Origin of the sequence: Cellulophaga sp. Hel_I_12 (assembly GCF_000799565.1) — a bacterium.
Classification (GTDB): Bacteria; Bacteroidota; Bacteroidia; order Flavobacteriales; family Flavobacteriaceae; genus Cellulophaga.
This window is the reverse complement of the sequence record NZ_JUHB01000001.1, coordinates 45,348-72,166: the sequence shown is the minus strand read 5'-3', so window position 1 is coordinate 72,166 and position 26,819 is coordinate 45,348. Positions and strand designations below refer to the sequence as shown.

Annotated in this window: 30 protein-coding genes; 29 read left to right on the top strand and 1 reads right to left on the bottom strand. The window is 32.8% G+C overall.

All coding sequences use genetic code 11. The features are described from left to right. Positions 1-5: 5 nt before the first annotated feature. From xerA to GQ45_RS00315, 29 genes are all read left to right on the top strand, one after another. Positions 6-1,133 carry a site-specific tyrosine recombinase/integron integrase gene (gene xerA / locus GQ45_RS00450; RefSeq protein ID WP_047414217.1) on the top strand — a complete coding sequence of 376 codons (1,128 nt, stop codon included), beginning with the start codon at positions 6-8 and terminating at the stop codon, positions 1,131-1,133. Positions 1,134-1,225: 92 nt separating this feature from the next. Beyond that, positions 1,226-1,597, top strand: a complete 372-nt coding sequence (locus GQ45_RS00445) for a transposase (protein ID WP_047414120.1) — start codon at positions 1,226-1,228, stop codon at positions 1,595-1,597. After that, a complete protein-coding gene (locus GQ45_RS00440) occupies positions 1,597-2,448 on the top strand; it encodes an IS3 family transposase (protein ID WP_052188076.1) in 852 nt (283 codons plus the stop codon). Before GQ45_RS00445 ends, GQ45_RS00440 begins: the two co-directional genes overlap by 1 nt. Before the next feature lie 54 nt (positions 2,449-2,502). Continuing rightward, entirely contained in the window at positions 2,503-3,420 is a 918-nt protein-coding gene (locus GQ45_RS00435) for a DUF6624 domain-containing protein (protein ID WP_047414115.1), read from the top strand. A gap of 220 nt (positions 3,421-3,640) precedes the next feature. Continuing rightward, entirely contained in the window at positions 3,641-4,243 is a 603-nt protein-coding gene (locus GQ45_RS00430) for a hypothetical protein (RefSeq protein WP_156125298.1), read from the top strand. A gap of 205 nt (positions 4,244-4,448) precedes the next feature. Next, complete coding sequence (locus GQ45_RS00425; RefSeq protein WP_047414216.1) at positions 4,449-4,940, top strand: hypothetical protein; 492 nt, start codon at positions 4,449-4,451, stop codon at positions 4,938-4,940. A gap of 269 nt (positions 4,941-5,209) precedes the next feature. Then, entirely contained in the window at positions 5,210-6,742 is a 1,533-nt protein-coding gene (locus GQ45_RS00420) for a prolyl oligopeptidase family serine peptidase (protein WP_047414214.1), read from the top strand. 219 nt (positions 6,743-6,961) lie between these two features. After that, positions 6,962-7,474, top strand: coding sequence for an SMI1/KNR4 family protein (locus GQ45_RS00415; RefSeq protein ID WP_047414212.1), 513 nt, complete (start codon positions 6,962-6,964; stop codon positions 7,472-7,474). A gap of 146 nt (positions 7,475-7,620) precedes the next feature. Then, complete coding sequence (locus tag GQ45_RS00410; RefSeq protein ID WP_156125312.1) at positions 7,621-8,364, top strand: hypothetical protein; 744 nt, start codon at positions 7,621-7,623, stop codon at positions 8,362-8,364. A gap of 188 nt (positions 8,365-8,552) precedes the next feature. Next, positions 8,553-8,987 (top strand): hypothetical protein, encoded by a 435-nt coding sequence (locus tag GQ45_RS00405; protein WP_047414208.1) that lies wholly within the window; start codon positions 8,553-8,555, stop codon positions 8,985-8,987. Continuing rightward, positions 8,980-9,333, top strand: a complete 354-nt coding sequence (locus GQ45_RS00400) for a hypothetical protein (RefSeq protein WP_047414206.1) — start codon at positions 8,980-8,982, stop codon at positions 9,331-9,333. The genes GQ45_RS00405 and GQ45_RS00400 overlap by 8 nt, the downstream gene beginning before the upstream one ends. Positions 9,334-9,766: 433 nt before the next feature. Next, positions 9,767-11,002 carry a DNA (cytosine-5-)-methyltransferase gene (dcm, locus tag GQ45_RS00395; RefSeq protein ID WP_052188080.1) on the top strand — a complete coding sequence of 412 codons (1,236 nt, stop codon included), beginning with the start codon at positions 9,767-9,769 and terminating at the stop codon, positions 11,000-11,002. Continuing rightward, positions 10,965-12,275, top strand: a complete 1,311-nt coding sequence (locus GQ45_RS00390; protein ID WP_047414204.1) for an MvaI/BcnI family restriction endonuclease — start codon at positions 10,965-10,967, stop codon at positions 12,273-12,275. The genes dcm and GQ45_RS00390 overlap by 38 nt, the downstream gene beginning before the upstream one ends. Before the next feature lie 25 nt (positions 12,276-12,300). Further along, positions 12,301-12,459, top strand: coding sequence for a hypothetical protein (locus GQ45_RS17935; protein WP_156125310.1), 159 nt, complete (start codon positions 12,301-12,303; stop codon positions 12,457-12,459). A 1,391-nt stretch (positions 12,460-13,850) separates the two neighbouring features. Next, positions 13,851-14,372, top strand: a complete 522-nt coding sequence (locus GQ45_RS00385) for a hypothetical protein (RefSeq protein WP_047414202.1) — start codon at positions 13,851-13,853, stop codon at positions 14,370-14,372. A gap of 153 nt (positions 14,373-14,525) precedes the next feature. Further along, positions 14,526-14,990, top strand: a complete 465-nt coding sequence (locus tag GQ45_RS00380; RefSeq protein WP_047414174.1) for a hypothetical protein — start codon at positions 14,526-14,528, stop codon at positions 14,988-14,990. A gap of 319 nt (positions 14,991-15,309) precedes the next feature. Next, positions 15,310-15,834: a hypothetical protein gene (locus tag GQ45_RS00375; RefSeq protein ID WP_047414200.1), complete on the top strand. Its 525-nt coding sequence runs from the start codon at positions 15,310-15,312 to the stop codon at positions 15,832-15,834. 202 nt (positions 15,835-16,036) lie between these two features. Continuing rightward, on the top strand, positions 16,037-16,459 hold the full coding sequence (locus GQ45_RS00370; protein ID WP_047414198.1) for a PH domain-containing protein: 423 nt from the start codon (positions 16,037-16,039) through the stop codon (positions 16,457-16,459). Positions 16,460-16,632: 173 nt separating this feature from the next. Continuing rightward, complete coding sequence (locus GQ45_RS00365) at positions 16,633-17,007, top strand: hypothetical protein (protein ID WP_047414196.1); 375 nt, start codon at positions 16,633-16,635, stop codon at positions 17,005-17,007. Positions 17,008-17,030: 23 nt separating this feature from the next. Next, positions 17,031-17,333: a hypothetical protein gene (locus tag GQ45_RS00360; protein ID WP_047414194.1), complete on the top strand. Its 303-nt coding sequence runs from the start codon at positions 17,031-17,033 to the stop codon at positions 17,331-17,333. Positions 17,334-18,764: 1,431 nt separating this feature from the next. Further along, positions 18,765-19,193: a hypothetical protein gene (locus GQ45_RS00355; protein WP_197056888.1), complete on the top strand. Its 429-nt coding sequence runs from the start codon at positions 18,765-18,767 to the stop codon at positions 19,191-19,193. A 382-nt stretch (positions 19,194-19,575) separates the two neighbouring features. Beyond that, complete coding sequence (locus GQ45_RS00350; protein ID WP_047414132.1) at positions 19,576-20,184, top strand: hypothetical protein; 609 nt, start codon at positions 19,576-19,578, stop codon at positions 20,182-20,184. Between the two features lie 257 nt (positions 20,185-20,441). Further along, entirely contained in the window at positions 20,442-20,684 is a 243-nt protein-coding gene (locus GQ45_RS00345) for a type II toxin-antitoxin system ParD family antitoxin (protein WP_047414192.1), read from the top strand. Next, on the top strand, positions 20,681-20,983 hold the full coding sequence (locus tag GQ45_RS00340) for a type II toxin-antitoxin system RelE/ParE family toxin (RefSeq protein ID WP_047414191.1): 303 nt from the start codon (positions 20,681-20,683) through the stop codon (positions 20,981-20,983). The genes GQ45_RS00345 and GQ45_RS00340 overlap by 4 nt, the downstream gene beginning before the upstream one ends. Positions 20,984-21,281: 298 nt before the next feature. Continuing rightward, entirely contained in the window at positions 21,282-22,463 is a 1,182-nt protein-coding gene (locus GQ45_RS00335) for an integrase core domain-containing protein (RefSeq protein ID WP_047414190.1), read from the top strand. A gap of 53 nt (positions 22,464-22,516) precedes the next feature. Beyond that, positions 22,517-22,975, top strand: coding sequence for a hypothetical protein (locus tag GQ45_RS00330; RefSeq protein WP_047414164.1), 459 nt, complete (start codon positions 22,517-22,519; stop codon positions 22,973-22,975). Between the two features lie 209 nt (positions 22,976-23,184). After that, positions 23,185-23,865, top strand: a complete 681-nt coding sequence (locus tag GQ45_RS00325) for a hypothetical protein (protein WP_047414187.1) — start codon at positions 23,185-23,187, stop codon at positions 23,863-23,865. Between the two features lie 209 nt (positions 23,866-24,074). Then, the gene (locus tag GQ45_RS00320) at positions 24,075-24,626 is read left to right on the top strand and encodes a hypothetical protein (protein WP_047414186.1); all 552 of its coding nucleotides are present in this window, start codon (positions 24,075-24,077) and stop codon (positions 24,624-24,626) included. Between the two features lie 223 nt (positions 24,627-24,849). Further along, positions 24,850-25,494 carry a hypothetical protein gene (locus GQ45_RS00315; RefSeq protein ID WP_047414184.1) on the top strand — a complete coding sequence of 215 codons (645 nt, stop codon included), beginning with the start codon at positions 24,850-24,852 and terminating at the stop codon, positions 25,492-25,494. A 583-nt stretch (positions 25,495-26,077) separates the two neighbouring features. On the opposite strand, the gene istB is transcribed toward GQ45_RS00315, so the two are convergent. Further along, positions 26,078-26,809 (bottom strand): IS21-like element helper ATPase IstB, encoded by a 732-nt coding sequence (gene istB / locus GQ45_RS00305; RefSeq protein ID WP_047414086.1) that lies wholly within the window; start codon positions 26,807-26,809, stop codon positions 26,078-26,080. Positions 26,810-26,819 lie beyond the last annotated feature (10 nt).

Genomic DNA, 26,819 nt, shown 5'->3' with positions numbered 1-26,819 from the left:
AAAGGATGGAACTACAAAAAAGTATAACCTTAAAACATTTATTGATCCATCAACAAAAGTGTGTTGGACTTCAATTTAGCACTAATAAAATTATTCAAGCGCTAGTGGACACTTTGCCAAATGTAGCTTGGAGCCAGGAATTTGGTATGTTTTATATTCCAAACAATAAAAGCAACTTAGATTTAATTTTCAAAACTTTTCAGGGTATTGCTTGGGTGAATGGTAACTTTTTCTTTTCAGATAAAATTATAAATGCTGACAATCCTGAACTTAATCTGGAACGGTATAGAAAGCGGAAACCAAAATTAGGTTTTAAACCATGTCCCGAAGAATACTTACTAAAACTTGAGCTTAAAAGATATTCTGACAACACGGTTCGTAACTATGTATCGTGCTTTGAGACCTTCATTAATTATTATTATACGGAAGATCCTATGATGCTCAATGAGATAGATATTCGAAAATATTTACAAAAATTAATACAAGAAGGGAAGTCGAACTCTTATGTAAATATGGCCGTTAACGCTATAAAATTCTTTTATGAAATAGTGCATGGAATGCCTAATAGGTTATATTCTATTGAAAGACCAAGAAAGGAAAAACAATTGCCTGAAGTATTATCTAAGGAAGAAATTGTAAAAATTATTAATGCTACCAATAATATGAAGCACAAGTGTATTGTTGGGTTACTTTACTCTTCAGGACTTCGTAGAGGAGAGTTATTGAATCTTCATGTGACTGATATTGACAGTAAACGAATGGTGGTAATCATTAAAAATGCAAAAGGAAATAAGGACCGCATTTCTGTATTAAGTCCAAGTTTGTTAAAAGACCTACAGCACTATTATAAAGAATACCGACCTAAGAAATACCTTTTTGAGGGGCAATCAGGAGCTAAATATAGTGTTACCAGCGTTCTAAACATTATTTCAGCAGCTGCAAAGAAAGCGGGTATTTTCAAAAAAGTTTCGCCCCATATGTTACGGCATAGTTTTGCAACACACCTCTTAGAAAACGGCACTGACCTAAGGCATATTCAACTCTTATTAGGTCACAGTTCCACCAAAACCACTGAAATTTATACCCATGTTGCAAACAGGTCGTTTATGGAAATAAAAGATTTATTATCTTAGGCACATAGTTTGGATATACGCAATAGTGCATATCCAATTGTTGTACCACATTTTGACCCGTCCTGAATAAAGGCTACATAATTTTAAACATTATGTACAAAAATGACAAAGTAATCAGACGGTATTCAGAACCTTTTAAACTGAAAATTTTAGACGAAATTACAACCGGGAAACTAAACAAAAACCAATTAGGTAAACTCTATGGTATTGCGCCTACCACCATCAATGAATGGATTAGAAAGTATAACCGTAAAGACCTAATGAACACCAGAGTAAAAGTGGAAACAAAAGACGAGATAACTCGAGTTAAAGAACTGCAAAAAGAGATAGAACAGCTTAAAAAGTTACTCTTAAAAAAGGATCTGGATGCCTTGGTATTAGATTCATACCTAGAAGTAGCTGCTGAAGATCTAGGCTATAAATCTGTGGCTGAACTAAAAAAAAAGCTAAGTATAAAGCCTTAATTAAAGCCAAAAGAAAATCTAAGGGATTTGCTTCTTTAGCTGCTATAACCCATTGTTTTGGTCTAAAGCGTAATGCCTATTATAAGTATAAAGATAGAGCTGACAAACGTTTAAAACTAGAACAACAGATTATTGAAATAGTACACAAAAGACGCAGATCCCTTCCTAGAGAAGGCGTGCGTAAACTTGTTAAATCCTTAGATGACGAGTTTACTATAGCCAATCTTAAAGTCGGCAGAGATACACTGTTTAATGTCCTTAGAAAACATCAAATGCTAACACTTAGAAAGAAATACAGTAGCAGAACCACTAACTCATACCATCGCTTTTATAAGTATAACAACATTATAAAAGATGTTGAAGTTACTAGATCTAATCAAGTTTGGGTATCCGACATTACCTATATCAGAACTATAAAAGGCTTTTGTTATCTAGCTCTTATTACAGACATGTACTCTCGTAAAATAGTTGGATATGACCTTAGTGATAGTCTAGAGCTCAATGGATGTGTCAGGGCGCTTCATAAGGCTATTTATCAAGCTAAGAGTATTAAAGATCTTACTCATCATTCAGACAGAGGCATACAGTATTGCAGTAATGTATACACACAAATACTCAAAAGAAACAAAATACAAATCAGTATGACAGAACAAAACCATTGCTATGAAAATGCAATGGCAGAACGTGTAAATGGAATCTTAAAAGATGAATTTTATCTAGACCAAACCTTTACAGACGTGGCTCACGCCAAAAGAGCAACAAAAAATGCTATTAATTTATACAATGAAATTAGATTACATTTATCTTTAGACTATAAAACACCAAATATGGTATATTTAAAAACAGCGTAAAATCAATTTTAACCTGTAGCCATATTTCAGGACAAGACATTTGAGAAAAAACTAATGAAATATTTTATAATCATTCTATTTATTACACTCGTTTCTTGCAAAAAAGAATCAAAAACTGAATGTGATTACATTACAAACTACTATCAGAATCTTTATCAAGCAGATATCGCATTTGAAACTGAAAATTACAAGAAAGCATTTGAAATGTATCAAGAAGCTTTTAATTCTTGTGAACCGATAAACACAGAAGGGTATAATGAACTCGCAAATTTTGCAGAGACTTGTGCGATTTTAGGAAAGAGTGTATTAGCAATTGAATTTATCAAAAAACAAATCGAACGAGGTTATGAAATAAAATGGCTTCAGCAGAATGAAAATTTTGATAAAATATTCGCATCTGAAGAAGGAAAAAAATTGATTTCTGAATATGATTACTTACGAAATGTGGCTTTGTCGAAAATAAATTTAGATCTTCGAGAAGAAATTAAGCAAATGAAAATCGAAGACCAAAAATATCGAAATGGTAACTTTCAAAAAAACATAAAGAAACAAGAAAAAATTGATGCTTATAATACCAATAGAATTATAGAGATATTCAATGAATTTGGATATCCAAACGAAACGGTAATCGGAAGTTATTCTATAGACCAAACATCTGTGCATATTTCGACGATGTTATTACATACACCTGACTCCATCAGAATGAAATACTTCGTCCCAAAACTAACTGAATTTATCAAAAGCGGAAGTTGTTCGCCAAATACATTAGGTACTATAATTGACCAATATTATTTGTATAATGACGAGCCTCAAATTTATGGAACGTATCATGCACAAGGAGGTGGATATGCCCGTATGATAGATGACCTTAAAAAGGTGGATAGCAACCGAATTTCGATTGGATTACCTCCATTGGAACTGAAAGAAAAAAAAGACAGTATTTTAAAAGTACGTTACCCTGACTTATTTTAAAAAAACGTGGTACAACAAAACCTATAAACAATACGGGCTTAGGGCTTAATCGATAGGTTTGCGTATTTTTATGAAGACCGCAAAATCTTTGAGATTTTGCTTTGGACAGGAAAAGAAAAAACAAAACACAAATATTTCGCTATGTGCATGGCGGAAAGCAAACGCTAGTTTGCTCCCGTACTGTTCATAGCTAAAACGTTGTGTGTAATTAAAAAAGAATATGACTCTATTACAAAGAAAACTCTTCCTGCGTAGAGAGTTTACAATGAATAAAAAAGATTTAAATATTAAATCATCTGACTTAACCAGCTCAGAAGAATTGAATATTCCTTATGAAGAAATCGACACCAATAAGCTTATTTTTCAAAAAAAGACTGATAATATAATGTTGATTATCACGCTAATTTTTGGCGGATTTTTCATCATAAATCTATTTAATCCAGAGAACTATAAGGGAGATGGATGGTTTGGTGTTGGACTTTTCCTTTTTATGGTTACGTTGTTTAGTGCAATGATTACCTATGTGAAATCCAAAAACTTGGTATTAATTCCGACTCTGAACAATGGGTATATTGAAATTTTAAAAGCCAAACCAAATCAAAAACAGTTTGATGAGTTTTTAAGTGAGTTAACAAGTAGAATAAGTAAATACCTTAAATCAAAATATGGAACTCTTGATTTTGACATGCCATATGAACCTCAATTAATGAATTTATCATGGTTAAAAGACAGAGAAATCATTACGACCGATGAATTCGAAAATTTAAAAAAAGAATTAATAAATAATGGAAAAGGTAAAGGTCCTGTTGGGTTTAATAAATAACTACACACAACAACGGCTATAATTAATGCGGACTTTGGTTTTTAATTCAGTGGTTTGTGTATATTTATAAAGACCGCAAAATCAGTTTGATTTTGCTTTGAGATAAAAAAATAAAACATAACAAACTGCTTTTGCTTAGTGCGTAGTTGGAAATCCGTCGGATTTCTGCACCGCACTAATCATAGCCCAAACGTTGTAAACAATTATGAAAAACGCACTTCTGACTTTAATATTGACTTTTGGAATTTTGAGTTGTAATGCTCAAAGTCAACCTGAAAAGGAAGAAAAAATACGCTCGGAAATCAATGCAGAGTTTGAAAAAAATATGGCGGAATGTTATACTGGTGTTGATGCTGTGTCTGACTTTAATGGAAAAACGGAATTTTGGGATGTTTGTGAACTGAAAAACGGAAATCGAATTATTACAATTGATTCCCATAAAAGCGACACATATTATCAAGAAATCTATTTTGAGAAAAATGGCGACTTGATTTACGCAAAAGAAACGGAAAACTATATTCCGAAAAATCATATCACGCAAATGAGTTGGAATTGCGAATTCTATACAGAAAATGGAAAGTTAATTGCCCTTATATCTCTCGGACACGGAAAAACAGAAGACGAGGAATGGAATGCTAATGTGATTTTTGAGATGTATAAAAAAAGATTGACTGAATTAAAACAAATAAAAAAATAACTGTTTACAACAACGGCTATAATTAATGCGGACTTTGGTTTTTTGAGTTAGGTTCGTGTATATTTATAAAGACCGCAAAATCAGTTTGATTTTGCTTTGAAATAAAAAATAAAAACAAAAAAAACTGCTTTTGCTTAGTGCGTAGTTGGAAATCCGTCGGATTTCTGCACCGCACTAATCATAGCCCAAACGTTACCTGCAAGCAAAAAAAACACCTGTAACAATTATCAAAATATCGCATCTATACTGTGGACACTAAAATTAAAATAATGCGACTAACAATTATAATTACCATAGTACTATTTCAAATATCAACTGTAAAAGGACAGACTTCGTTAGAAGAAATAAACCTGAATAACGGAAAATACAAAGTTGGATTTGAGCATTATACAGCAGTTGATAGTACAAGAACCTATAGTATCCATAATGAATTTAACAACCAACTTATAAACAGACCTATTTCAATAAGTTTATGGTATCCTACTGAATTTCAAGAGGGAATATCTACAGAATTAAGTGTTTTAGATTATTTGGAAATCTTAAAAGAAGAAGAGGAATGGAAAAACTTGCCGAATGACTTTCTACTTGATTGGTTTCCCTATTTATGGAATACACCTCAAAACAAAGCACATCTTTCTGAGAAAGTAACTGCTTTTTCCAATTCAATTCCTTTAAATGGAAAATTTCCTGTCATTGTATATGCACCCAGTTACCAAGCATCATCAATTGAAAATTTTGCATTATTCGAGTATTTAGCCAGCAATGGTTTTGTAGTTATATCAAGTCCTTCAAGAGGAACAGAAACAAGGTGGTTAGAAGGCGGAAGTACAAAAGATATGGAAACACAATCCAGAGATGTAGAATTTCTTTTGAAAGAAATTAGTAAATACAAAAATGCAGACCTTAATAATATAGCACTTATGGGATTTAGCTTTGGTGGACTTTCCAATGCTATAACTGTAATGAAACATAAGAACATAAACGCAATTGTAAGTTTAGATGGAACTGAAAGATATAATTACGCTGTATTGGAAAAATCACCCTATTTTAATTTAGACAAATTTGCTATTCCATATATTCATTTTGCTCAAAAAGAAATTCCAGAAGAAGTCCTAAAGAGCGATAAAATTCCGGCCGAATTAAATTACAAATTTCAATTAAATGACTCATTGAAATATAGTAATGCTTACAGTTATAGATTCCACGACCTAACTCATTCCTATTTTAGTTCTTTCGGTGTTTTATTTGCCAACAGAGATAAGAGACAAGACAAAAGCGATGATAAAATTATGGTTTCCTATAAACTAATGTCTGAACATACCTTACAGTTTTTAAATGCGACTTTAAAAAATGAAGAAAATGCAAAGGAGTTTATTGAAAATAGTCCTGTTAAAAATGGCTTTTCTGAATCTTTGATTTCAAAAAAAATGAAACAAGCCGTAAAAAAGGAGTTCGATTATAAAGATTTTAACGATTTAGCATTCAATCAAGGTTATCAGGATTTAATCTCGCTGTATAAAAGAACGCTTACCAAATATCCAAATCTTGAACTTCAAGAAGGTATGCTAAACACACTAGGTTTACGATTGTCATTTAATCCTGAAAAATTAGAACAAGGTGTTAATGTCTTTTTATTAGCTTTACATATTTATCCAAAATCAGCAAATCTATATGATAGTTTAGCCGAAGGTTTTTACTACAATAATGATTTTGAAAATGCTATTTCCAATTACAAAAAGTCATTGGAATTAAATCCCGAAAATCAAAATGCAATTGATAGATTAAAGCAACTTCGGAAATAAAGCCAGCAGGTAACAATGTATAAAAAAAATAGGGCAAAAAGTGCTTAATCGAAAGGTCTGTGTGTATTTGCAAAGTCGCCAAATTTTTAAATTTGGTATAATTAAAAGAAGAAAAGTTAATTAATAAAATTTAAAAATTCGGCTTTAGCTTAATCCGAAAAGTATCGCTTAAAATTGCCCTACTTTTCTTATACTAGACCGTTGTGGTTAATTTAAAAAATGAACAGTCTACTAAAACAAATATCAGAGAAAGCGATTGAATTAGCTGATTTCGAGTTTACTCAAATGCAGACTGAAAATAAATGGTTAGGAACTAAACCAGCGTCGGAAACTGAAATAAAACTGACCGAAAAAAGACTCGGAATTGAATTACCAGCCGACTTTAAACTGTTTTTATCCATTACAAACGGATTTTCTGCACCAAACGATATCGAACCAACTTTTGAGCCGATTGACAAAATTGACTTTCTGAAAAATATTGACAGTTTCATTATAGAAGCTTATAGTCTTGACTCAATAGCTGATATTGGAAATCAACTGGAAAAAAGCATAGTTGTTGGCGGAATTAATGAAGAACAATACTTTCTTTTAATTCCACCAAACTCAACAAATGAAAAATGGAAATATTGGAAATTTGCAAATTGGTATCCTGGAGAACACGAATTTGAAAATTTAGAAAGTTATTTTAACAGTACTCTGGAATTTATAAATGAACAACTTGAAACTGAATAAAAAACTAACCACAACACCGTGTATAAACCATTGCTGGGTCTGTGCTCATCTGGAAAATTCCTGCGGAATTTTCACGTAGATTTGTACTTGGAAAGGTGCGGGCATTAACACGCAACGGTCCATACACAAAAACGTTGCCCACAAGTTTGAAAAAAATAATGACCTTTAATTATTATCACGGAACATCATCAATTTTTCTTAATTCAATAATTGAAAATGGTTTGGGCGGAATAAATCCAAACTTTGATTTTAAAAATTTAGATTTATTAAAGTATTTGAGCTCTCGCGCGGAAAAAGATTTAATGGAAAATCAAAATTATCTGAATGTTAGAGATGCAACTTTGGCAATGGCAAACCAAACTGATTTAGCTGTTCCTATGCCAAATGGGAAAACTTTTTATTTCAATTATCGCCACGATGGAATTTATGTTGCATTAACAAGAGAAAAGGGAGCAATTTATGCGTGTAAAAACAAGTATGGTAGTGAGATATTAGAATATTGCATTCGGATATTTAAACTAATAAAGGAAAAGGATAAATTTTTTGAATTACCAAAAGAACTTAACTTGTTCAAAATTGAGCAATATTTGGATTACGAACAAAAACCAATTTTAATCGAAATAAATGGTGTTAAGGATGATGAACTCGAAATGGAAAACGGACAGATGGCACCAGAGATATTAAATAATCTTCGTGAAATAATTCCTAAATTGCCAAAAAGAGAAAAATTTGAACGCTTACAGCATATTAATTTTAAATTATTAAAACCTGTACCATTCGAAAGGTTAAAATTCTATGAATTAGAATACGAAAGCAGTCCTCATTTTCGTGATTTAGATTGGACAATGACGCGGATAAAACCTGTGGGCAACAATGTATATAAAAAATAGCGCGAGCAGTTGCAAACACAAAGGTTCGGGCACTTTTTCGAGGTCGCCAAATTTTTAAATTTGGCTATTTGAGAAAAGAAAGATAAATAGAAAAATTTAAAAATTCGGCTCGAGTACAACCGAATGGATAGCGCACTTTTTCAGCGCTACTTTTCATATACTCGACCGTTACCACACATTTGAGAAAAATGCGAACTAAAATATTGACTATAGTATTTCTAATCGGAATTTTAAGCGTTTTAAATGCTCAAGACAACGTGGATAAAAATGAAATGGTTGGGTTTGCTTGCTACTTTGAGGGTAGCGAATCTAAAACGGTTGAAAAGTTTGCGAAAAAAATTAAAAGCGAAAACTATAAATGGATTTCGAAAAAGTTGAGTTCGGAAAATACGGCGGAAAAATATATGTCTGTAATCATTCTGGAAAAACTGACTGAAATTGGGAAATATAATCTTAACCAAACGGAATTAAATTTGATTGCAGGAATTAAACGATCATCTGAATTAGTTTCTGTTTGTTCAGGTTGTACTTATTTCGAAAAGTTAGAGCTGAATAATATGTTTACGAACGAAATGTTGACAATGGCAAAATATTGGTTGGATTATAATATTAAAAATGACTGAATTTAAAATCGCCGATTTTTTTAATGTAAAAACCAATTATTTCGGTATTGGAATTAGGTCATTAATATTTTTTACAATGATTATCCTTTTGTTTCTGATTGAGATTATTGCTTTTTTTCTTTTATATGGTTCAGGTGCAGGCTCAAGTAGAATAGCGGAATTGTGGTATGTTGATTTAATAATAAATTATCTTCCAATGTTAATCGTTGGCGGAATTTTAATCTATTTAATAATTAAGGAATACCGAAAACAAGAATATGTGAAATTCAAAACTAATCTGATTACACTTTTAATTGTATTATTTTTATTTTCAATTCGCAATCAATTGGAAAATCTGATATTGTAACGCAGAAAAACGTGTGGTAACAATGTATATAAAAAATAGCGCAAGTCGTTGCTAACAGGAAGGCTTGGGCATTTTTGGAAAGTCGCCAAATTTTTAAATTTGACAAATTTCCAAAAATAAAATAAATAGTAAAATTTAAAAATTCGGCTTGTGTTCATCCAAAAAGTTATCGCTTATTTTCAGCGCTACTTTTCATATACGAGACGTTAGCCACAAGCTGAAAAAAAAATCCGGACTTGAATTAAAAATCCATCGGAAAAGCCAGCCGCAGAAACAGCACATTCATTTTTTTCCCAACGCTTAAAGCCAACGCTCAAAAAAATAAAAGAGCTGTTTTCGCCTTTGCGCTCGAAATCACGTTAACAAGATTGTTAAGAATTTGAAAGCAAAACCGTGAATTTTAGGCTAATTTTTACGTTCTTTACAGATAACTATGGACAAACGATATTCAAAAATAAAGGACAAACTTCAAATTGTTGTTGACAAAAAAACCGACAACGATTTAGCTCATTTAACACACTATTTTCAAAATCACAAAAATGGTGTTTCCCAATATTTTCAGCCAACCGCAAAGGAATATTTGACTGAACTGCACGAAAAATTAAACATAGTTGAAGAACCTGATTTTCAATATTATTTACCAATAAAATGGGACATTCCTTTTCCACCACAAACAGAACCTAAATTTAAGTTCATCGACCTTTTCGCAGGAATTGGCGGATTAAGAATGGCTTACCAAAATAACGGTGGAAAGTGTGTTTTTACAAGCGAATGGGACACCTATTCAAAAAAAACTTACGAAGCTAATTTTGGAGAAGTGCCATTTGGCGACATTACCGAAATTTCAGAAAAAGACATACCTGACCACGATATTTTACTTGGAGGTTTTCCTTGTCAACCTTTTTCAATTGCAGGAGTTTCCAAAAAAAATGCTTTAGGTAGAGCTCACGGTTTTTTGGATAAAACACAAGGAACATTATTTTTTGACATTGCAAGAATTTTAGATTATAAAAAACCTTCGGTTTTTATGTTGGAAAACGTCAAAAATCTTGTTTCACACGATAAGAAAAAAACTTTTAAAGTCATAACAGAAACCCTAACCGATTTAGGTTACAATCTTCATTATAAAATTTTAGATGGTCAAAATTACGTTCCTCAACATCGCGAAAGAATTGTAATTGTAGGCTTTAAAAAATCTGTTTTCAAAGGCAAAGAAACCTTTAAATTTCCAGAGCCAACAAACAAAACTTACGCAATCAAAGACATTCTTGAACCAAAAGTTGACCCAAAATACACGCTTTCAGATAAACTTTGGAACTACCTTCAAGAATACAAGAAAAAGCATAAAGCAAAAGGAAACGGATTTGGATTTGGCTTAACTGACCTCAATGGAATTTCAAGAACGATGAGTGCTCGTTATTACAAAGATGGAGCAGAAATTTTAATACCTCAAAAAGGTAAAAACCCACGAAGATTAACACCGAGAGAATGTGCAAGACTTCAAGGATTTCCAGATAATTTCATAATTCCTGTTTCTGATAATCAAGCATATAAACAATTTGGCAATTCTGTTGTAACCCCATTATTTCAAGCGGTTAGCGAAAACATTGTAAAAGAACTTTTGAAAATCAATGAATCTAAAAAATCTAAAGTCGCTGTTTACCAATAATGGCTGTAAAAAAATCTACGTAAAAACACTTGCGCCAAACGACAATTCCAAAAATCAAGTTTATTTCGGTGGTAACTTTGAAATCTTAAACATTTTACCGCTTTCCGAAATCACAACAGAGGAAGCTGGCGATTGGAACAAGGAACGATTTAAAGCAAAAATAAATTTCAGTTGGCTAAACGATGATGGCAATATTATTCCTGCACCAAAAGCCCAATTAATTCTTTATCCAAAATATCCTGAAGTTAGATTTTCAGGTTTTCTTTCTGGTTGTCAAAAACCACCATCTGAATTAATGACACAAAGACTTGCTGACAGACTTTTGTTCTTTGCAGTAACAAAAACTGGAACAGTTTTAGGATATGTTGCCGGACCAGACTCGGAAATTGCCAAGGAATTTAAAAGTGAGCCAACCGTTTCTGAACACGGAGTTTTTGCAGTTATTGAATTGCCACAATCCGCAAACAATCGAGAAGTATTATTAAATGAGCTACTTCGTATCTATCAACTTGGTTGGATAACATCCAAACGACTTGATTCTATCGGAAACATTTTACCTTGCAGGTCACCAAATTGTGGTGGTTATACTTTAGAAGCGGAATTGGGAATCACACCAAATGGCTACTCTGAACCTGATTTTATGGGTTGGGAAGTTAAACAATTTGGCGTTAAGAAATTTGAAAATATAAAATCTTCTGTCATAACTTTAATGACACCAGAACCAACAGACGGAATCTACAGAACTCAAGGAACCGAATATTTTATCAAAAATTATGGTTATGCTGACAAAATGGGCAGAAAAGACCGAATGAATTTTGGTGGAGTTCATAAAACTGGAGTGAGACATCATTTAACTGACTTGGAAATGCAACTGGTCGGATTTGACCAACAAAGCGGAAAAATTAGGAATACAAATGGCAGAATTGCTTTAATTGATAAAAATGACAACGAAGCTGCTTCGTGGAGTTTTGCCTCAATGCTACTACATTGGAACAGAAAGCATAATAAAGCTTGTTATGTTCCATCACTTTCCGAAACGACTGGCGACAGAAAATATAAATATGGAAACAACATAATTTTGGGAACTGGAACTGATTTTCAACTGTTTTTAGGAGAAATGGCAAAAGGGAATATTTATTATGACCCAGGAATTAAAATGGAAAATATCTCTACAAAACCGAAAATCAAGAAACGTAGCCAATTCCGAATTAAATCACAGTTTCTGCCGAATTTGTATAAGACAAACGAAATAATTGATATTACGAACAAATAAAGCCAACGCTTAAAGCCATACACATTTGCAATTCGCTCAAGCCAACACACCACCCAAAATTGCAAAAGAGTATGTCTTGCCAACGCTCAATCCGAACCGACAAGAAAATATTGGAACTGAAATACAGAACGGAATAAAGCTAGTGGCTAACAATGTATATAAAAAATTGCTGGTAAGTGCTTAATTCATTGGTCTTATTGTATTTTTATGGTCAATACTAAACCGAAAAATTTGCGCTTTTTTGCACGCAACTTTTCATATACTTAAACGTTAGCAAAAATATCCGAAGACAGCAAAAACTGAACTTAAATCAAGCTGGCTAAACAGAGTTTTTTTAGGAGAAAAAAGACGGAATTAAAAAAGCAAAACGCAAAGATTACGCAGACAGAATTTACAAACTTTGTGTAATTTGAATTGAAAATCAAAACGCAAACTTTACGCAGTCGGAATTGAAAAACTGAACGGAAAAACTGAGCAGGGAATCTGAGCGCAGTAAAAATATACTTTTGCTAACAACGGCTATAATTAATGCGGACTTTGGTGATTAATTCAGTGCTTTGTGTATATTTATAATGACCGCAAAATCAGTTTGATTTTGCTTTGAGATAAAAAATTTAAAACAAAAAAAACTGCTTTTGCTTAGTGCTTAGTTGGAAATCCGTCGGATTTCTGCACCGCACTAATCATAGCCCGAGCGTTACCACACATTGCGTCTAAGCGGTTTACTCTGCACTAAATCATCTTAAGTGTTCTTATCTTCAATTCTGGCTTTTTATGGCCTAGTTCCCTGGCAGGATTAATATTTCCACCGCAGAAAGCGTTAAAAATCAAATGCTGTTTGAGCGATAGCGAGTTCATTTGATTTAGCGTTGAGGATGTGAAATATATCCGAAGGGACAAGCCTTGATTTTTTTGGTTCGTTTTTTTATCAAGAAAAAAATGAACATGCTCAAAACATGATTAACAAGCGGTCAGTTAGCTGAAAATCAATGTCCTACAACAAATATATTTTCATAATACCTTGGAAAGGAGTAACTTGTAAGAGGCGTGCAAGCGAGAAGCGTTTGATCACGAATTGAACAAGTTACTTCTTACCTCTTAATTTGAACGGCGCTTTTGGGAATTTTTAAGCGCCAATTTGAAAGGCTTGTAAAAAAAATTAGCCGCATAAAAAAGACGTCCTTAATCACATCTAATCGAAATACAACTCTTACGCAGTCGGACAAAAAACTCAATCCTGTATTGTTGGATTTAAACGTACTCTAAAGCTAGTATTGCAGTTGGATTTTAAAAACTTTATGGAAAAGTAATACTGGAATAACAATTGGCAACAAAAACCAAAAAAAACGTGTGGTAACAATACCTATACGTCATGCGGTGGTTTGGTGTTAAATTCTAAGTTTTGTGTATATTTACTAAGTCGCCAAATCAGTTTGATTTAGCTTTAAAACAAAAAAATTAAAATCCAAAAAAACTGTTTTGGCTTTGTACTAAACGGAAAGTTAAGCGCAAGTTTGCTTCCGCACTACGCATAGCTGAAACGTTGTAGCCAATGCAAAAAAGACAACCAAGAAAATGCCGACAATAGAAATAGCATCAATTAACTCGACTGGATTTGACCTAAATCAAGATGACTTTGATGTTGCCATTATTGAGGAAAAGAAACTTGAGAGTCACAGAGGACTATTCTATGACTTTCTTCTAAAGCAAAAAGGAACAATCATTCATATCGGCAACCCTGAATTTAAAACCGATAAGGATAGTGGATACTTTGCTGGACAAATAATTGACTGGGAATTTGAAGATCCTGACTTTGACAAAAAACGAAAAGGACTAAAAAGTAACCAAGACAATAGTTACGCAAATCAAGACTTCAAATTCCAATTCAGACAAGAGTACAAAAATGACATAAACCGAATTTTGGAGATTGCTATTGACAACTCTCCTGACAATAAAATCTACTTCCTAACTGACTATCAATTCGGACCAGAAAAAGAGAATTTTAAGACGGTTGAAGATTTAAGAACATTTTGGGAGAATCACGACAATGGCGGACTGAATTGGAATACGCTTTATAAATTAAAAAAAGAAAAATAAAAGCACTGGCTACAACATCGGCTATAGCAAATGCGGGCTGACTGCTTAAAAATAAAGATATTGCAACTAATAACATTCGGTCTGGCGGACAAAGATTCGGTTTCAAATTCCCGCACTTGCCATAGCCAGGGCCGTTGTAATCAATAGCTCCAAATGAAAAGAAAACTCTTATTTATTATTATTCTTTTTCAAATTCCTCTTCTAATGTCTGGACAAAATGACAATAATTTCGAAGTTCAAGCTGATGCAGCGTCTAACACGGAACTTCAAGTTTTTCAAAAAAAGTTTAATGTTTGGATTCAGTCAATTAAGAATGATACTCTTAAAACAGTTTATAAACCTGAAAGAATGATAAACAACTTCATTCTATTTTCAGAAGACGGACTAATGATGAAAGACTTAAAATTCCATTCCTCTGAATCTTGTAAAACCGAAATCATTGCAAGTCTCCCAAATCAGGAAAACAAAGCTGACGAAATGGACTGGATTTATGTTACTTTAGAAAGTCAAGTTAATAAAACTGAACTAATAGAAATATTAACTTTCTTTCGAGAAAAAAATATTGAATATAGATTTGGGCAAGAAGACGAATTTATTCCACAAATGATTAAAAAATAAATAATTGCGAACGGACTTCAATCAGACGCAACTGTTGCGCAGATGGACTTCACTCGGGCGGAAAAAATAAGGAAACACAATCGTTCGTTCTTACTCATGCGTGTCGCTACTGATTACAACAATGCCTAAACGTAATGCGGACTTTAGGGCTAAATCAAAAGGTCTGTGTATATTTATGGTGTCGCTAAATCTTATGGATTTAGCTTTAGACAAGAAAAAATAAATCAAAACAATAAGCTTTAGCTTCGTGCTCAGACGGAAACGAAAGGTTTCCTTGCCTCCGCACTACGCTTAGCCGAACCGTTGGCAGTAATTAATAATGACCGAAACATATAAATACAAACATCACTCGGATACTTGGTTCTATATTTTAAGTGGATTGCTTATTGGCGTATGCCTAATCTATATCATAATAAAGGGGCTTTCTAATAATATTGAAGAAAGTTGGAAATTGATTTTGATAATACTTCCAATGGGGTTTGTGTTTTGGACTATCATAAGGGTGGTTAATTACCGTAATGAATATTCCAAAATGGAAGCCAATAAGATTGTAAAATTGGAAAAAGAAACACCTAAGCTAATAATTGAAAATGGAACTATTAAAAAGGAAATATTGAAATCAGATATAGGCCATGTAAAAGTTTTCCAGTCATATGGATATGGCCCTCCATTTACTGACTTTACCTATTTGGAATTAATGCTGAAATCCAAAGAGTCAATTATTATTGTTAATGGGACTGCCAATTTGCAAGATCTTTCAGTCATATTGCGAGGAAAAAAGAAAATTAGAAAAACGAGATTTATGAATAAAATTAAAACTACTGCCAACAATACCTATAAGTAATGCGGAGTTCGGTGTTTAATTCAATGGTTTGTTTATATTTATAAGGTCGCCAAATCAGTTTGATTTGGCATTTAAAACATTAAAAAATAAAACGCAAACAAAATGCTTTGGCTGCGCGCGTAGACGGAAACAAAAATGATTCCTTCCCTCCGCACTACTCATAGCTGCAACGTTGCCAGTAATTTGAGAAAAACAGAATAGAATGAAAATTTATAAAGCAAATAGAAAAGGACTTTTCAATTATTTATTAATTGGTTCTATGATTTTACCGATAGTTGTTTTCTTTCTTGACAAAAATACTTTTACGGAAAAACCTTTTATTTTATTACCATTATTGAGTCCATTGATATTACTATTTTGGATTTATTTTGACACTTTTTACAAAATTGAAAAGAACGAACTGATTTATCGTTCTGGATTTTTAAGAGGGAAAATTGAAATTCCGAACATAAAAGAAATTCTGAAAGGAAAAACAATGTGGAGCGGAATTAAACCAGCATTGGCGAGAAATGGACTTATTATAAAGTTCAATAAGTATGATGAAATTTATATCGCGCCTGAAAATAATGACGAACTGATTTCGGACTTAATAAAATTAAACTCTGAAATAAAAATAACAGAATAAAAGCCTGAATGTATAAAAACTACTGGCAACACCGTATAAAATTAATGGCTAGACCTCGCCTACCTACGTAAATCCTAGCGGATTTTCTATCTGGTGTTTATTTGCTAAATTAGGTGCTTAAACACGCCACTAATCTTATACAATCACGTTGGCAAACATTAGAAATAACAATAATGGGATTTTTAGACAAAATTTTTAGAAGTAAAAAAGTTTCAATTCCTAAATCGACTGAACAGGAAATCGAACACGCTGTTATTATACATTTCAATTATGGAATTGAAGGAATGGAAAAGATTTACGAATTAAGAGACAAGCTCAAAAATATTATTGAGAAAAATAATTTGGGAGATTATGACGGCCACGAAATCGCAACGGATTATAGTGATGGATTTCTTTATATGTACGGACCGAATGCCGAAACATTATTTAATGGAATTAAATCAACTTTGGAAAAAACTGATTTTTTGAATGGAGCAAAAGCCAAATTAAGATTTGGACCACCTGAAGATGGAATTAAAGAAATCACAGTTGAAATAAAAATGAAGTAAATCATAAACTGATTTTTAAAACAATGATTTATATTCAATATACTGCGAAACCAAAAAATGAGCCTTTAAGACCAACTGACGATGCTGGAGCTTATATAAATTGCTGGATAAATTATTCGGACATTGAAAGCGCAAAAATTATAGCGGAAAAAATGATTGATGAATCTGGTTGGATAATAACTTCATTAGATAATTTGGAATTTATCACTCGGGAGTTTTATGAAAACGATACCGACGATTCGCATTCGAAATATTTTGACCAAGCTGAAATTGATAATGAAGTAATAACTATCTTCAGTTATCCTTTGGTTGAAGAAGAGGAATAAAAAACGATTTGCCAACAACGTGTATAATTAATTGCTTTGGCAAGTGCTTATCCGAAAAATTCCTTCGGAATTTTCTATGGCAAGTATTTGTTTACTAAATTAGTTGCTGCACACGCAACCAACCATACACCAAACGTTAGCAAAAATATCCAAAGACAGCAAAAACTGAACTTAAATCGAGCTGGCTAAACGGAGTCTTTTAAGGAGAAAAAAGACGGAATTAAAAAAGCAAAACGAAAAGATTACGCAGACAGAATTTACAAACTTTGTGTAATTGGAATTGAAAAGCAAAACGCAAACTTTACGCAGTCGGAATTGAAAAACTGAACGGAAAAAATGAGCAGTGAATCTGAACGCAGAAAAAATATACTTTTGCTAACAACGGCTATAATTAATGCGGGCCTTGGTGTTTAATTCTGTGCTTTGTGTATATTTATAAAGTCCGCAAAATCAGTTTGATTTTGCTTTGGGGTAAAAAATTAAAACAAAAAAAACTGCTTTTGCTTAGTGCGTAGTTGGAAATCCGTCGGATTTCTGCACCGCACTAATCATAGCCCGAGCGTTACCACACATTGCGTCTAAGCGGTTCACTCTGCACTAAATCATCTTAAGTGTTCTTATCTTTAATTCTGGCTTTTTACGGCCTAGTTCCCTGGCAGGATTAATATTTCCACCGCAGAAAGCGTTAAAAATCAAATGCTGTTTGAGCGATAGCGAGTTCATTTGATTTAGCGTTGAGGATGTGAAATATATCCGAAGGGACAAGCCTTGATTTTTTTGGTTCGTTTTTTTATCAAGAAAAAAATGAATATGCTCAAAACATGATTAACAAGCGGTCAGTTAGCTGAAAATCAATGTCCTACAACAAATATATTTTCATAATACTTTGGAAAGGAGTAACTTGTAAGAGGCGTGCAAGCGAGAAGCGTTTGATCACGTATTGAACAAGTTACTTCTTACCTCTTAATTTGAACGGCGCTTTTGGGAATTTTTAGGCGCCAATTTGAAAGGCTTGTAAAAAAAATTAGCCGCATACAAAAAGACGTCCTTAATCGCATCTAATCGAAATACAACTCTTACGCAGTCGGACAAAAAACTCAATCCTGTATTGTTGGCTTTAAACGTACTCTAAAGCTAGTATTGCAGTTGGATTTTAAAAACTTTATGGAAAAGTAATACCGGAAATAACAATTGGCAACAAAAACCAAAAAAAACGTGTGGTAACAATACCTATACGTCATGCGGTGGTTTGGTGTTAAATTCTAAGTTTTGTGTATATTTACTAAGTCGCCAAATCAGTTTGATTTAGCTTTAAAACAAAAGAATTAAAATCCAAAAAAACTGTTTTGGCTTTGTACTAAACGGAAAGTTAAGCGCAAGTTTGCTTCCGCACTACGCATAGCAGAAACGTTGTAAAACATTTGCTAAAAAATGGGAATATTTGATTTCTTAAAGAAGCGTGGAAATTCAAAAAACGATAAAAAATTGGAGGAAGAAGGATTTAAAACTTTAATTGAATATCTTGAAAAAGTCCCGTCCCTAAAAAAACCGATTTCTTTCAATTTGGAAGATAATGGATTTTGGTGGGTTAAATTTAAACTTGACATTAAACACCCTTTAGTTTGGAATGTAATCCAAGAGTTAGGTTGTATAGTTAATTATATTTCAGTTAACGAAAGGTTACCAACCGTTTTCTACCCAGTTTCACCAGCACCATATTTAAACGGTAGTCCAGAAGATTATCTTTCTTGGGTAATTGAAACAAAAAATACAGAATTTAAGCCTGAAATTTTATTGAAATACCTGATTGAAAGATTGCCAAGTCCAGTAAATGATTTGCAAGAATGGCAAATTGAATAAGAAAATTTAGATATCGAGTAATATATCGTTTATCAAATGGAATTAACAAACTTTGAGTAAACGGAATTTATAAGCAAAACGCAAATATTACGCAGATGGAATTCACAAAGTTTGTGGAATACATAATTGTAAAAAGTAAAACGCAAACATTGAGAAAAAAACGTTTTACAACAACGGCTATAATTAATGCGGGCTTTGGTGTTTAATTCTATGTTTTCTGTATATTTATTATGTCCGCAAAATCAGTTTGATTTTGCTTTGAGATAAAAAAATAAAACATAACAAACTGCTTTTGCTTAGTGCGTAGTTGGAAATCCGTCGGATTTCTGCAACGCACTAATCATAGCCCAAACGTTGTGGCGCATTTAACAGAACCTCCCAAATGAAATTGAACATTACCAAAATTTTGATTCTAATATTAATGACTTCGGCATGTGTAAATCAAAAAAGGGAATTAAAAGAATATGGTTATGGCAAAAAAGAAAATGACAGTTTAAAAGTTTCGCTACGACTTGACGGATTTAAAACATATGGTGAATTCATTGACCGAATTATCGAAGTGTCTTGTAATGACAGTATTCCTAGGATTGTAATAGAATCTAAAAATATTGTTCGGAATATTTATCCCACTCAAGACTGCGAACCGTTCATATTTGACCCCGCAGGAAAACATTATGTAACTTTTAACAGAGGTAAAGTCTATCATGAACAAAGCTTACCTGAAATTAATTTGGACTCGCTATCCATGATGTTACACTCGGAATTCTCATATTATCATTCATCCAATTCAACCGACAAACCAGATAACTATTTCGTGATTATTGAATCTATGCGTGACGAAAAAACGGTTGGAATTGAAAGTTTCATAAATACATTGGCAATAAAATATGATTCTCTAAAAACTGATGTTGTTTTAAATCTTGCGTTTTGGGAGCAAGTTCCGTATCATCCCCCTACGCCAATGGGGTTCGACACTTTGCGGATGGAATAAAAACGCGCCACAACAATACCTATAAGTAATGCGGGTTTTGGTGTTTAATTCAATGGTTTGTGTATATTTATGTGTCCGCAAAATCTTTTGGATTTTGCTCTGACGAAAAAAAATAAAACAAAACAAAAAGCTTTTGCTACGTGCGCAGACGGAAACAAAAAGGTTTCCTTGCCTCCGCACTACTCATAGCTTGAACGTTGTGTGCAATTTGGCTACATTACCAATATTTGGTACATTTGAGTAAAATTATAGTCAAAATGGGAAAAAACACATCAATATCACTCGGAAATCATTTTGAGGATTTTATCAGAGAAGAAGTAAATTCTGGTAGATATGGCTCGGTGAGCGAAGTTATTCGTTCTGCATTACGCTTGTTGGAACGCGAAGAAAAAAAAGAAAGAGAACTAATTAAAGCTCTCGAAGTTGGTGAAAATAGTGGTTTTATTGAAAATTTTGACCCAAAACAAAACCTGACTGAATTACATCGCAAACACTTATGAGTAAAAAACAATATCGAATAAGTAAACAAGCGATTGACGATTTAAATGATATTTGGGTTTATACTTTTCACAAATGGTCAAAAGAACAAGCCGACAGGTATTACGACTTGATAATCGGAGAGATTGAATTTATTGCGGATAATTATCTGATTGGAAAATCGGTTGAACTAACTCGAAAAGACTATCGAGTTACTAAAATAAAATCGCATCTGATTTTTTACAGAAAAGCGGAAAATGAAATTGTGGAAATCGTTAGAATTTTAAATCAGAGAATGGATATTAAAAAACGATTGAGATAAAAAAACTACACACAACAACGGCTATAATTAATGCGGACTTTGGTTTTTAATTCAGTGGTTTGTGTCTATTTATAAAGACCTCAAAATCAGTTTGATTTTGCTTTGAGATAAAAAAATAAAACATAACAAACTGCTTTTGCTTAGTGCGTAGTTGGAAATCCGTCGGATTTCTGCACCGCACTAATCATAGCCCGAGCGTTGTCATTAATTTGGTACGTTAAAGGGACATCCTTTACAAAGTTAAAGGCACATAGTTTACACTTTTAAAGACTAATTTTCTGAATAAAACTCAGAAATTATGCCTTGGAAAGAAACAACAACTATGGAACAAAAAATTGAATTTATTTGTGAATGGCGTACTGGAAAGTACACCATTACAGAATTATGCAAAAGTTTTGAAATCTCTAGACCAACGGCTTATAAGTTGATCAGCAGGTTCGAAAAACAAGGTTTTGAAGCCTTAAGAGAACAGTCCAGAGCTCCAGGAAAACACCCTAATGCAACCAATCAAAATATCGTTGATGGTATTCTAAAACTAAAGAAAAAACACAAGCATTGGGGAGCAAAAAAAATTAAGGAATTGTTGTTTAACGAGTTTACAAAACAAGAAGTGCCTTCTGTGGTTACAATTCACAACATCCTAAAGAAAAACGGTTTAGTATGCCCGCAAAAAAGGATGCGAAGAGTTAAACCGGTATACCCTATTTTCGACCCAAAAGAGTGTAATGAAGTATGGAGTGCGGACTATAAAGGAAAGTTTTTAATGGGCAATAAAATCTATTGTCATCCACTTACTATTGCTGACTCTAAAAGTCGATTTCTATTTACCGCCAAAGGCCATTATCATGAAAACCTAAAGTCTGCTAAGGCTGAATTTACAAGGGTCTTTAGAACCTTTGGCATCCCTAAACAAATACACACAGACAACGGTAGTCCCTTTGGTTCTGTACGTACCATTCAACGCTTTACGCAGCTCTCGTATTGGTTTATTGAGCTGGGTATTACACCTGTTTTTTCAGACCCTGCTCATCCGGAACAAAACGGAAGACATGAACGCATGCATCGAGATTTAAAAGCAGCTTGTGCCAAACCCTCGGCTTATGATTTAAAAGCCCAGCAAAGGCGTTTAAATCACTTTGTAAAGGAATATAATCACCTAAGACCTCATGAAGCACTAAACATGAAAACACCTGCTACGATACATGATTTTTCTACCAGACCATTCCTTGAAAAAATACCTAACTTTGATTACGATGCGCAATACAAAGTGCTTAAAGTAACTCAAAATGGATCTATCAGATGGAAATCTTATTATTGGGTATATGTAACCGCAGCTTTAACAGGGAAATACATAGGTATTCAAGAAATGGGTAATGGTATTTGGAGGGTATTTTATAGAAACGTATTTTTAGGTTTCTTTGATGAAAAGTATTTAAGAAATAAACAACAAGCAACAAGGCTAGAAACTAATTTAGTGTAAACCCTAATCTTTAACTTGTGTAAACTATGTGCCTTAACGAACATTTACAAAAAATGAAAAAACTAATCGCCATAATCGTTTTGCCGTTACTTTTTATTAACTGTCAAAATAACGAACGGACAGCAAAGTTAGAGACGGAAATCGAGGGATTAAAAAGACGGAATGATTCACTCGTGAACATTGTGAATGGAATAAAGGAAAAGTATGTGTTCGATAATGTTGCGGTAAGAACAATTCCCAGCTATAAGAATACGGATAAGCTTAATTCAATATCCAGAAACGAAATTGTATTTATAGCGTATAATGATGAAGGAAAAAGCAGAGTTATGTTTAATGAATCCCAAGAAAAAGGGGCTAAATACAAGGACACTCTTCAAATGGAAAATGGAGCTTTCATCCTTGAACGCAAATTGACCGAAGAAAAAAACTTCTTTAGTGGATTCGTTGAAACTCAAAACGATTATGGAAAGGTCTTTGGGACTAACATATCGATAGGAGTTTTAGCGCAATAAAACTAATGACAACAATGCCTAAACGTAATGCGGAATTCAGGGCAAAATCGGAAGGTCTGTGTATATTTATAATATCGCTAAATCTTTGGGATTTAGCTTTAGACAAGAAAAAAATAAATCAAAACCAAAAGCTTTAGCTTCGTGCGCAGACGGAAACGAAAAGTTTCCTTACTACCGCACTACGCTTAGCCTAGTCGTTAGCCATAATTATGAACAGAATCCTAATACCAATATTTTTGCTTCTAATAATTGGATGTAAATCTGATAAAAAGGAAGATTATTATTCGGACGAAAAAAATGACATTGAATTTATAGAATTTGACTTTCCGAAATTTGGAGAATGGACAGAATGTTATTCAGAAACAGAAGTTAAAGATTACTTTGACAGTTTTTCTATGTTCGAAAAAATAAAAACTGTTGGAGTCTATTTGAATAATAATACTTATTCAAAAAAAGACAGCCTTGACATAATTGACTTTGAGGACTATGCTGTTTTTATGGTTAATGTGAATGAGCAGAAATGGAAACTGACGGGAAAAGATTTGGAGAGAATATTCAGGATTCAAAAAAAGAAAAAGTCTCTCGAAAATTTTGAAAGGGATATTGCATTGAGCAAGGTTTATTCAGACACAACGTTCTTACATTCCGAAAAATCAATTATAATAGAAGAATATAGACCACATCCCGATATTCTTTCAGCAGTCAAATTTGTAAAGCCATATTCAGATTATCACGATTATATAGTTGTTTTCGTTTTTAATTTGATTGTTATAAAAAATCATCTTGTTTATGCAGGTTATTACTTGGACTTGAATGGAAATGAGTCTATCGAAAAGGCCAAAAAAATGAATAATAGAATAATGACCAAATTTGTGGAATTCAATAAATAACTATGGCTAACAATACCTATAGCAAATAGGGCATTAAGTGCTTTATTTAAAGGCCTGTGCTTGTTTACTAAATCCGCCAAATCTTTTGGATTTGGCTTTTAAAATGAAAAAGATAAAAACAAAACAAAAAGCTTTGGCTACCAGCGCAGACGGATACGAAAAGTTTCCTTGCCTGCCCTACTTGCCATAGCCGTGACGTTGGCATTAATATGGAAAAGCTTTCATTCGATTTAGTTTTAGATAAAAAAATAGCCAAGTACGACATTGGTATTTCAGAAAAATTCTATTACATCGGTGGTGCTGGACTTTTTCTTTTTTTATTCTTTAACTGGATTTTGAAAAACTATACAAATATTATTCTATTGGATTATCAATTGGTGAAATATATGATGTATGGTTTTTTAATCTGCCTCTTGATTGGAACATTTTATGGTTTTGTTGATAAAAACGGAAATAATAGAATTATTAAGGGATTTATAACCTTTGATGAAAATGAAATAACTATAAATTACGCAAGAAAATTTAACTTGATTGAAATCAAAAATTTGAGATTTAGTGGCTATGATCATAAAGGCCGTTTAATTAACCTAATTTCCGATGGAGACCCAACTAGGAGTTATGGTGGTGATAATTATGTAGAATTCTCATATCGAGAGAAAGAATATAAATTTCAATTTGTTGTGGATTCAATTTCTCATAGAAAACTACTTACCGAAAAGGTAATACCAAAAATGAAAACAACAACGGAAATAAAATACTAATGCCAACAATACCTATAGCAAATAGGGCACAAAGTGCTAAATTTAATGGCTTAGGCGTATTTGCCAAAACCGCCAAATCTTTTGGATTTGGCTTTTAAAATGAAAAAGATAAAAACAAAACAAAAAGCTTTGGCTACCAGCGCAGACGGAAACTAAAAGTTTCCTTGCCAGCCCTACTTGCCATAGCCGAACCGTTGTACAACATTACCAAAAACCATAAAATTTGAACAAAATAACATTATTTACAGCACTTTTAGTTTTCTCAAACACATTCGGACAGGTGCAGAAAAAATTCTTTGTCGAAGACGTAAAAAGTGTAGAATATGTTACTGTAAATTTCTGTGTGAATGATGAAGCGAAAATTAGTGAAGTAACAATTGTTTCGGACAAAACTACATATGAAAATGATTATAATATTGAACAACTTCGACAATATCTTCTCGGAGTGCAATATTATTCTGATAGTAAACTAAAAAATAATTGTTACGATTCGACATTTGAATTCATAAATGATAAATATGAAAGTAAAAGTCTTAACGAAGAGGAATGTAAAGCTTGCGAAGAATTCAAAACTGGAATTTACGAATATAAGCACGTTCTTTATAAGGACACCAAAATTAAAAGGAAAAGAAAAGTTCAAAGAGAAATATTCAAAGACGGAAAACAGATTTATTACATAAAATGGATTTCGGATTGTCATTATGTTTTGACATATAAAAAAATGACCGAACCACGCTTAAAACATTTAATTGGAAAGGAAATTGACGTGGAAATTATTGGTGTCCTTGACGATGGAAGTTATGTGTATAAATCGAAAGCAAACTTTGAAGAAAAAACTGATTTCGGAATTATAAAAAAAATAAAATAACGTTGTACAACACCGTATAAAATTAATGGCTAGTTCTCGCCTACTTAAGAAAATCCTCGCGGATTTTCTATCTAGTGTTTATTTGCTAAATTATGTGCTTAAAACAAGCCACTAATCTTATACAACAACGTTGTGTACAATGTCCCAAGAATCGCTTAAAATTTACATTAATTTATGATATTAATAAATCAAAAAAACTTCCAAAAGAGGAATATCGTTTTAACAATATATCTATATCTGACTTTGGGTATTGGAATTTATTTATTAAAGGATGATTTCCAATCTGTATTTTCTGGACCTGATTTTGACAATATTTTTCTTTTACTTATTGGGTTATCTGATATTACGTTTACAATAATGATTTTGAATTGGAAAAAATGGGCGTTCTATGGACTCTTAATTACAAGTTTGTCGATACTAATTTTCAATTTAGTAAACGGTTATGGAATTTTAATTGCAGCATTAGGATTTTTTGGTTTTGTAATTATATACTTGGATAGGGCGGTCAAATTGAACCACTTGCGGCGGATGAAAGTGAGCATAGCAAAGTAAGTGCTCAAAATCGATTCATTTGTGGTTAAATTTAGTCTTTATTTTTCATTTTTTTACGCATCGATTCTCCTTTAATATGTATTCTGTGTGCATTATGTACAAGGCGGTCTAAAATGGCATCTGCGATGGTTTGTTCTCCTATAATTTCATGCCATGCTTCTACTGGTAATTGTGAAGCTATAATAATACTGTGTTCTCCGTGTCTATCTTCAATAATTTCCATAAAAGAGTGCCTATTTATAGCATCTAAAGCTTTGAGTCCAAAGTCATCTATAATCAGTAGGTCTTGTTTTTCTAGTTTATTGATTTGTTTTAAATAAGAGCCATCTGCTTTTGATGTTTTAAGCATGGTAAAAAGTTTATTCGTGTTATAATACATGACTTTATATCCCAATGAACACGCCTGATGACCAATAGCTGATGCTATATAGCTTTTTCCAGCACCTGTACTTCCTGTGATAAGGATATTCTGTTTTTGCTTTATAAACTCACAGCTAGCAAAGCGTTGTATTTGATTTTTATCTAGCTGTCTTGAAGCATCAAAATCGATAGCTTCCATAACAGCACTATATCTAAAACGTGCCGCTTTTGTTAACCGTTCTATCTTTCTGTTTTGGCGGTCATCCCATTCGCTTTGGAGCAGATATGCGATGAGTTCATCATTTGTGTAGTTTATACTTTGTGGTGATAAACTGCTGTCAAAGGCTCTGTACATGCCGTATAGCCTTAGTTGTTTCATGTGTTCTAATGTCTGTTTATTCATTGTTTTTGGT

Coding starts and splice junctions, on each gene's coding strand:
- GQ45_RS00350 (WP_047414132.1), top strand. CDS start 19,576: ATGAAATTGAACATTACCAAAATTTTGATTCTAATATTAATGACTTCG.
- GQ45_RS00385 (WP_047414202.1), top strand. CDS start 13,851: ATGCCGACAATAGAAATAGCATCAATTAACTCGACTGGATTTGACCTA.
- GQ45_RS00320 (WP_047414186.1), top strand. CDS start 24,075: ATGGAAAAGCTTTCATTCGATTTAGTTTTAGATAAAAAAATAGCCAAG.
- dcm (WP_052188080.1), top strand. CDS start 9,767: ATGGACAAACGATATTCAAAAATAAAGGACAAACTTCAAATTGTTGTT.
- GQ45_RS00355 (WP_197056888.1), top strand. CDS start 18,765: ATGGGAATATTTGATTTCTTAAAGAAGCGTGGAAATTCAAAAAACGAT.
- GQ45_RS00375 (WP_047414200.1), top strand. CDS start 15,310: ATGACCGAAACATATAAATACAAACATCACTCGGATACTTGGTTCTAT.
- GQ45_RS00380 (WP_047414174.1), top strand. CDS start 14,526: ATGAAAAGAAAACTCTTATTTATTATTATTCTTTTTCAAATTCCTCTT.
- GQ45_RS00360 (WP_047414194.1), top strand. CDS start 17,031: ATGATTTATATTCAATATACTGCGAAACCAAAAAATGAGCCTTTAAGA.
- GQ45_RS00345 (WP_047414192.1), top strand. CDS start 20,442: ATGGGAAAAAACACATCAATATCACTCGGAAATCATTTTGAGGATTTT.
- GQ45_RS00400 (WP_047414206.1), top strand. CDS start 8,980: ATGACTGAATTTAAAATCGCCGATTTTTTTAATGTAAAAACCAATTAT.
- istB (WP_047414086.1), bottom strand. CDS start 26,809: ATGAATAAACAGACATTAGAACACATGAAACAACTAAGGCTATACGGC.
- xerA (WP_047414217.1), top strand. CDS start 6: ATGGAACTACAAAAAAGTATAACCTTAAAACATTTATTGATCCATCAA.
- GQ45_RS00390 (WP_047414204.1), top strand. CDS start 10,965: ATGAATCTAAAAAATCTAAAGTCGCTGTTTACCAATAATGGCTGTAAA.
- GQ45_RS00330 (WP_047414164.1), top strand. CDS start 22,517: ATGAAAAAACTAATCGCCATAATCGTTTTGCCGTTACTTTTTATTAAC.
- GQ45_RS00340 (WP_047414191.1), top strand. CDS start 20,681: ATGAGTAAAAAACAATATCGAATAAGTAAACAAGCGATTGACGATTTA.
- GQ45_RS00415 (WP_047414212.1), top strand. CDS start 6,962: ATGAACAGTCTACTAAAACAAATATCAGAGAAAGCGATTGAATTAGCT.
- GQ45_RS00435 (WP_047414115.1), top strand. CDS start 2,503: ATGAAATATTTTATAATCATTCTATTTATTACACTCGTTTCTTGCAAA.
- GQ45_RS00365 (WP_047414196.1), top strand. CDS start 16,633: ATGGGATTTTTAGACAAAATTTTTAGAAGTAAAAAAGTTTCAATTCCT.
- GQ45_RS00325 (WP_047414187.1), top strand. CDS start 23,185: ATGAACAGAATCCTAATACCAATATTTTTGCTTCTAATAATTGGATGT.
- GQ45_RS00430 (WP_156125298.1), top strand. CDS start 3,641: ATGACTCTATTACAAAGAAAACTCTTCCTGCGTAGAGAGTTTACAATG.
- GQ45_RS00420 (WP_047414214.1), top strand. CDS start 5,210: ATGCGACTAACAATTATAATTACCATAGTACTATTTCAAATATCAACT.
- GQ45_RS00425 (WP_047414216.1), top strand. CDS start 4,449: ATGAAAAACGCACTTCTGACTTTAATATTGACTTTTGGAATTTTGAGT.
- GQ45_RS00405 (WP_047414208.1), top strand. CDS start 8,553: ATGCGAACTAAAATATTGACTATAGTATTTCTAATCGGAATTTTAAGC.
- GQ45_RS00335 (WP_047414190.1), top strand. CDS start 21,282: ATGCCTTGGAAAGAAACAACAACTATGGAACAAAAAATTGAATTTATT.
- GQ45_RS00445 (WP_047414120.1), top strand. CDS start 1,226: ATGTACAAAAATGACAAAGTAATCAGACGGTATTCAGAACCTTTTAAA.
- GQ45_RS00370 (WP_047414198.1), top strand. CDS start 16,037: ATGAAAATTTATAAAGCAAATAGAAAAGGACTTTTCAATTATTTATTA.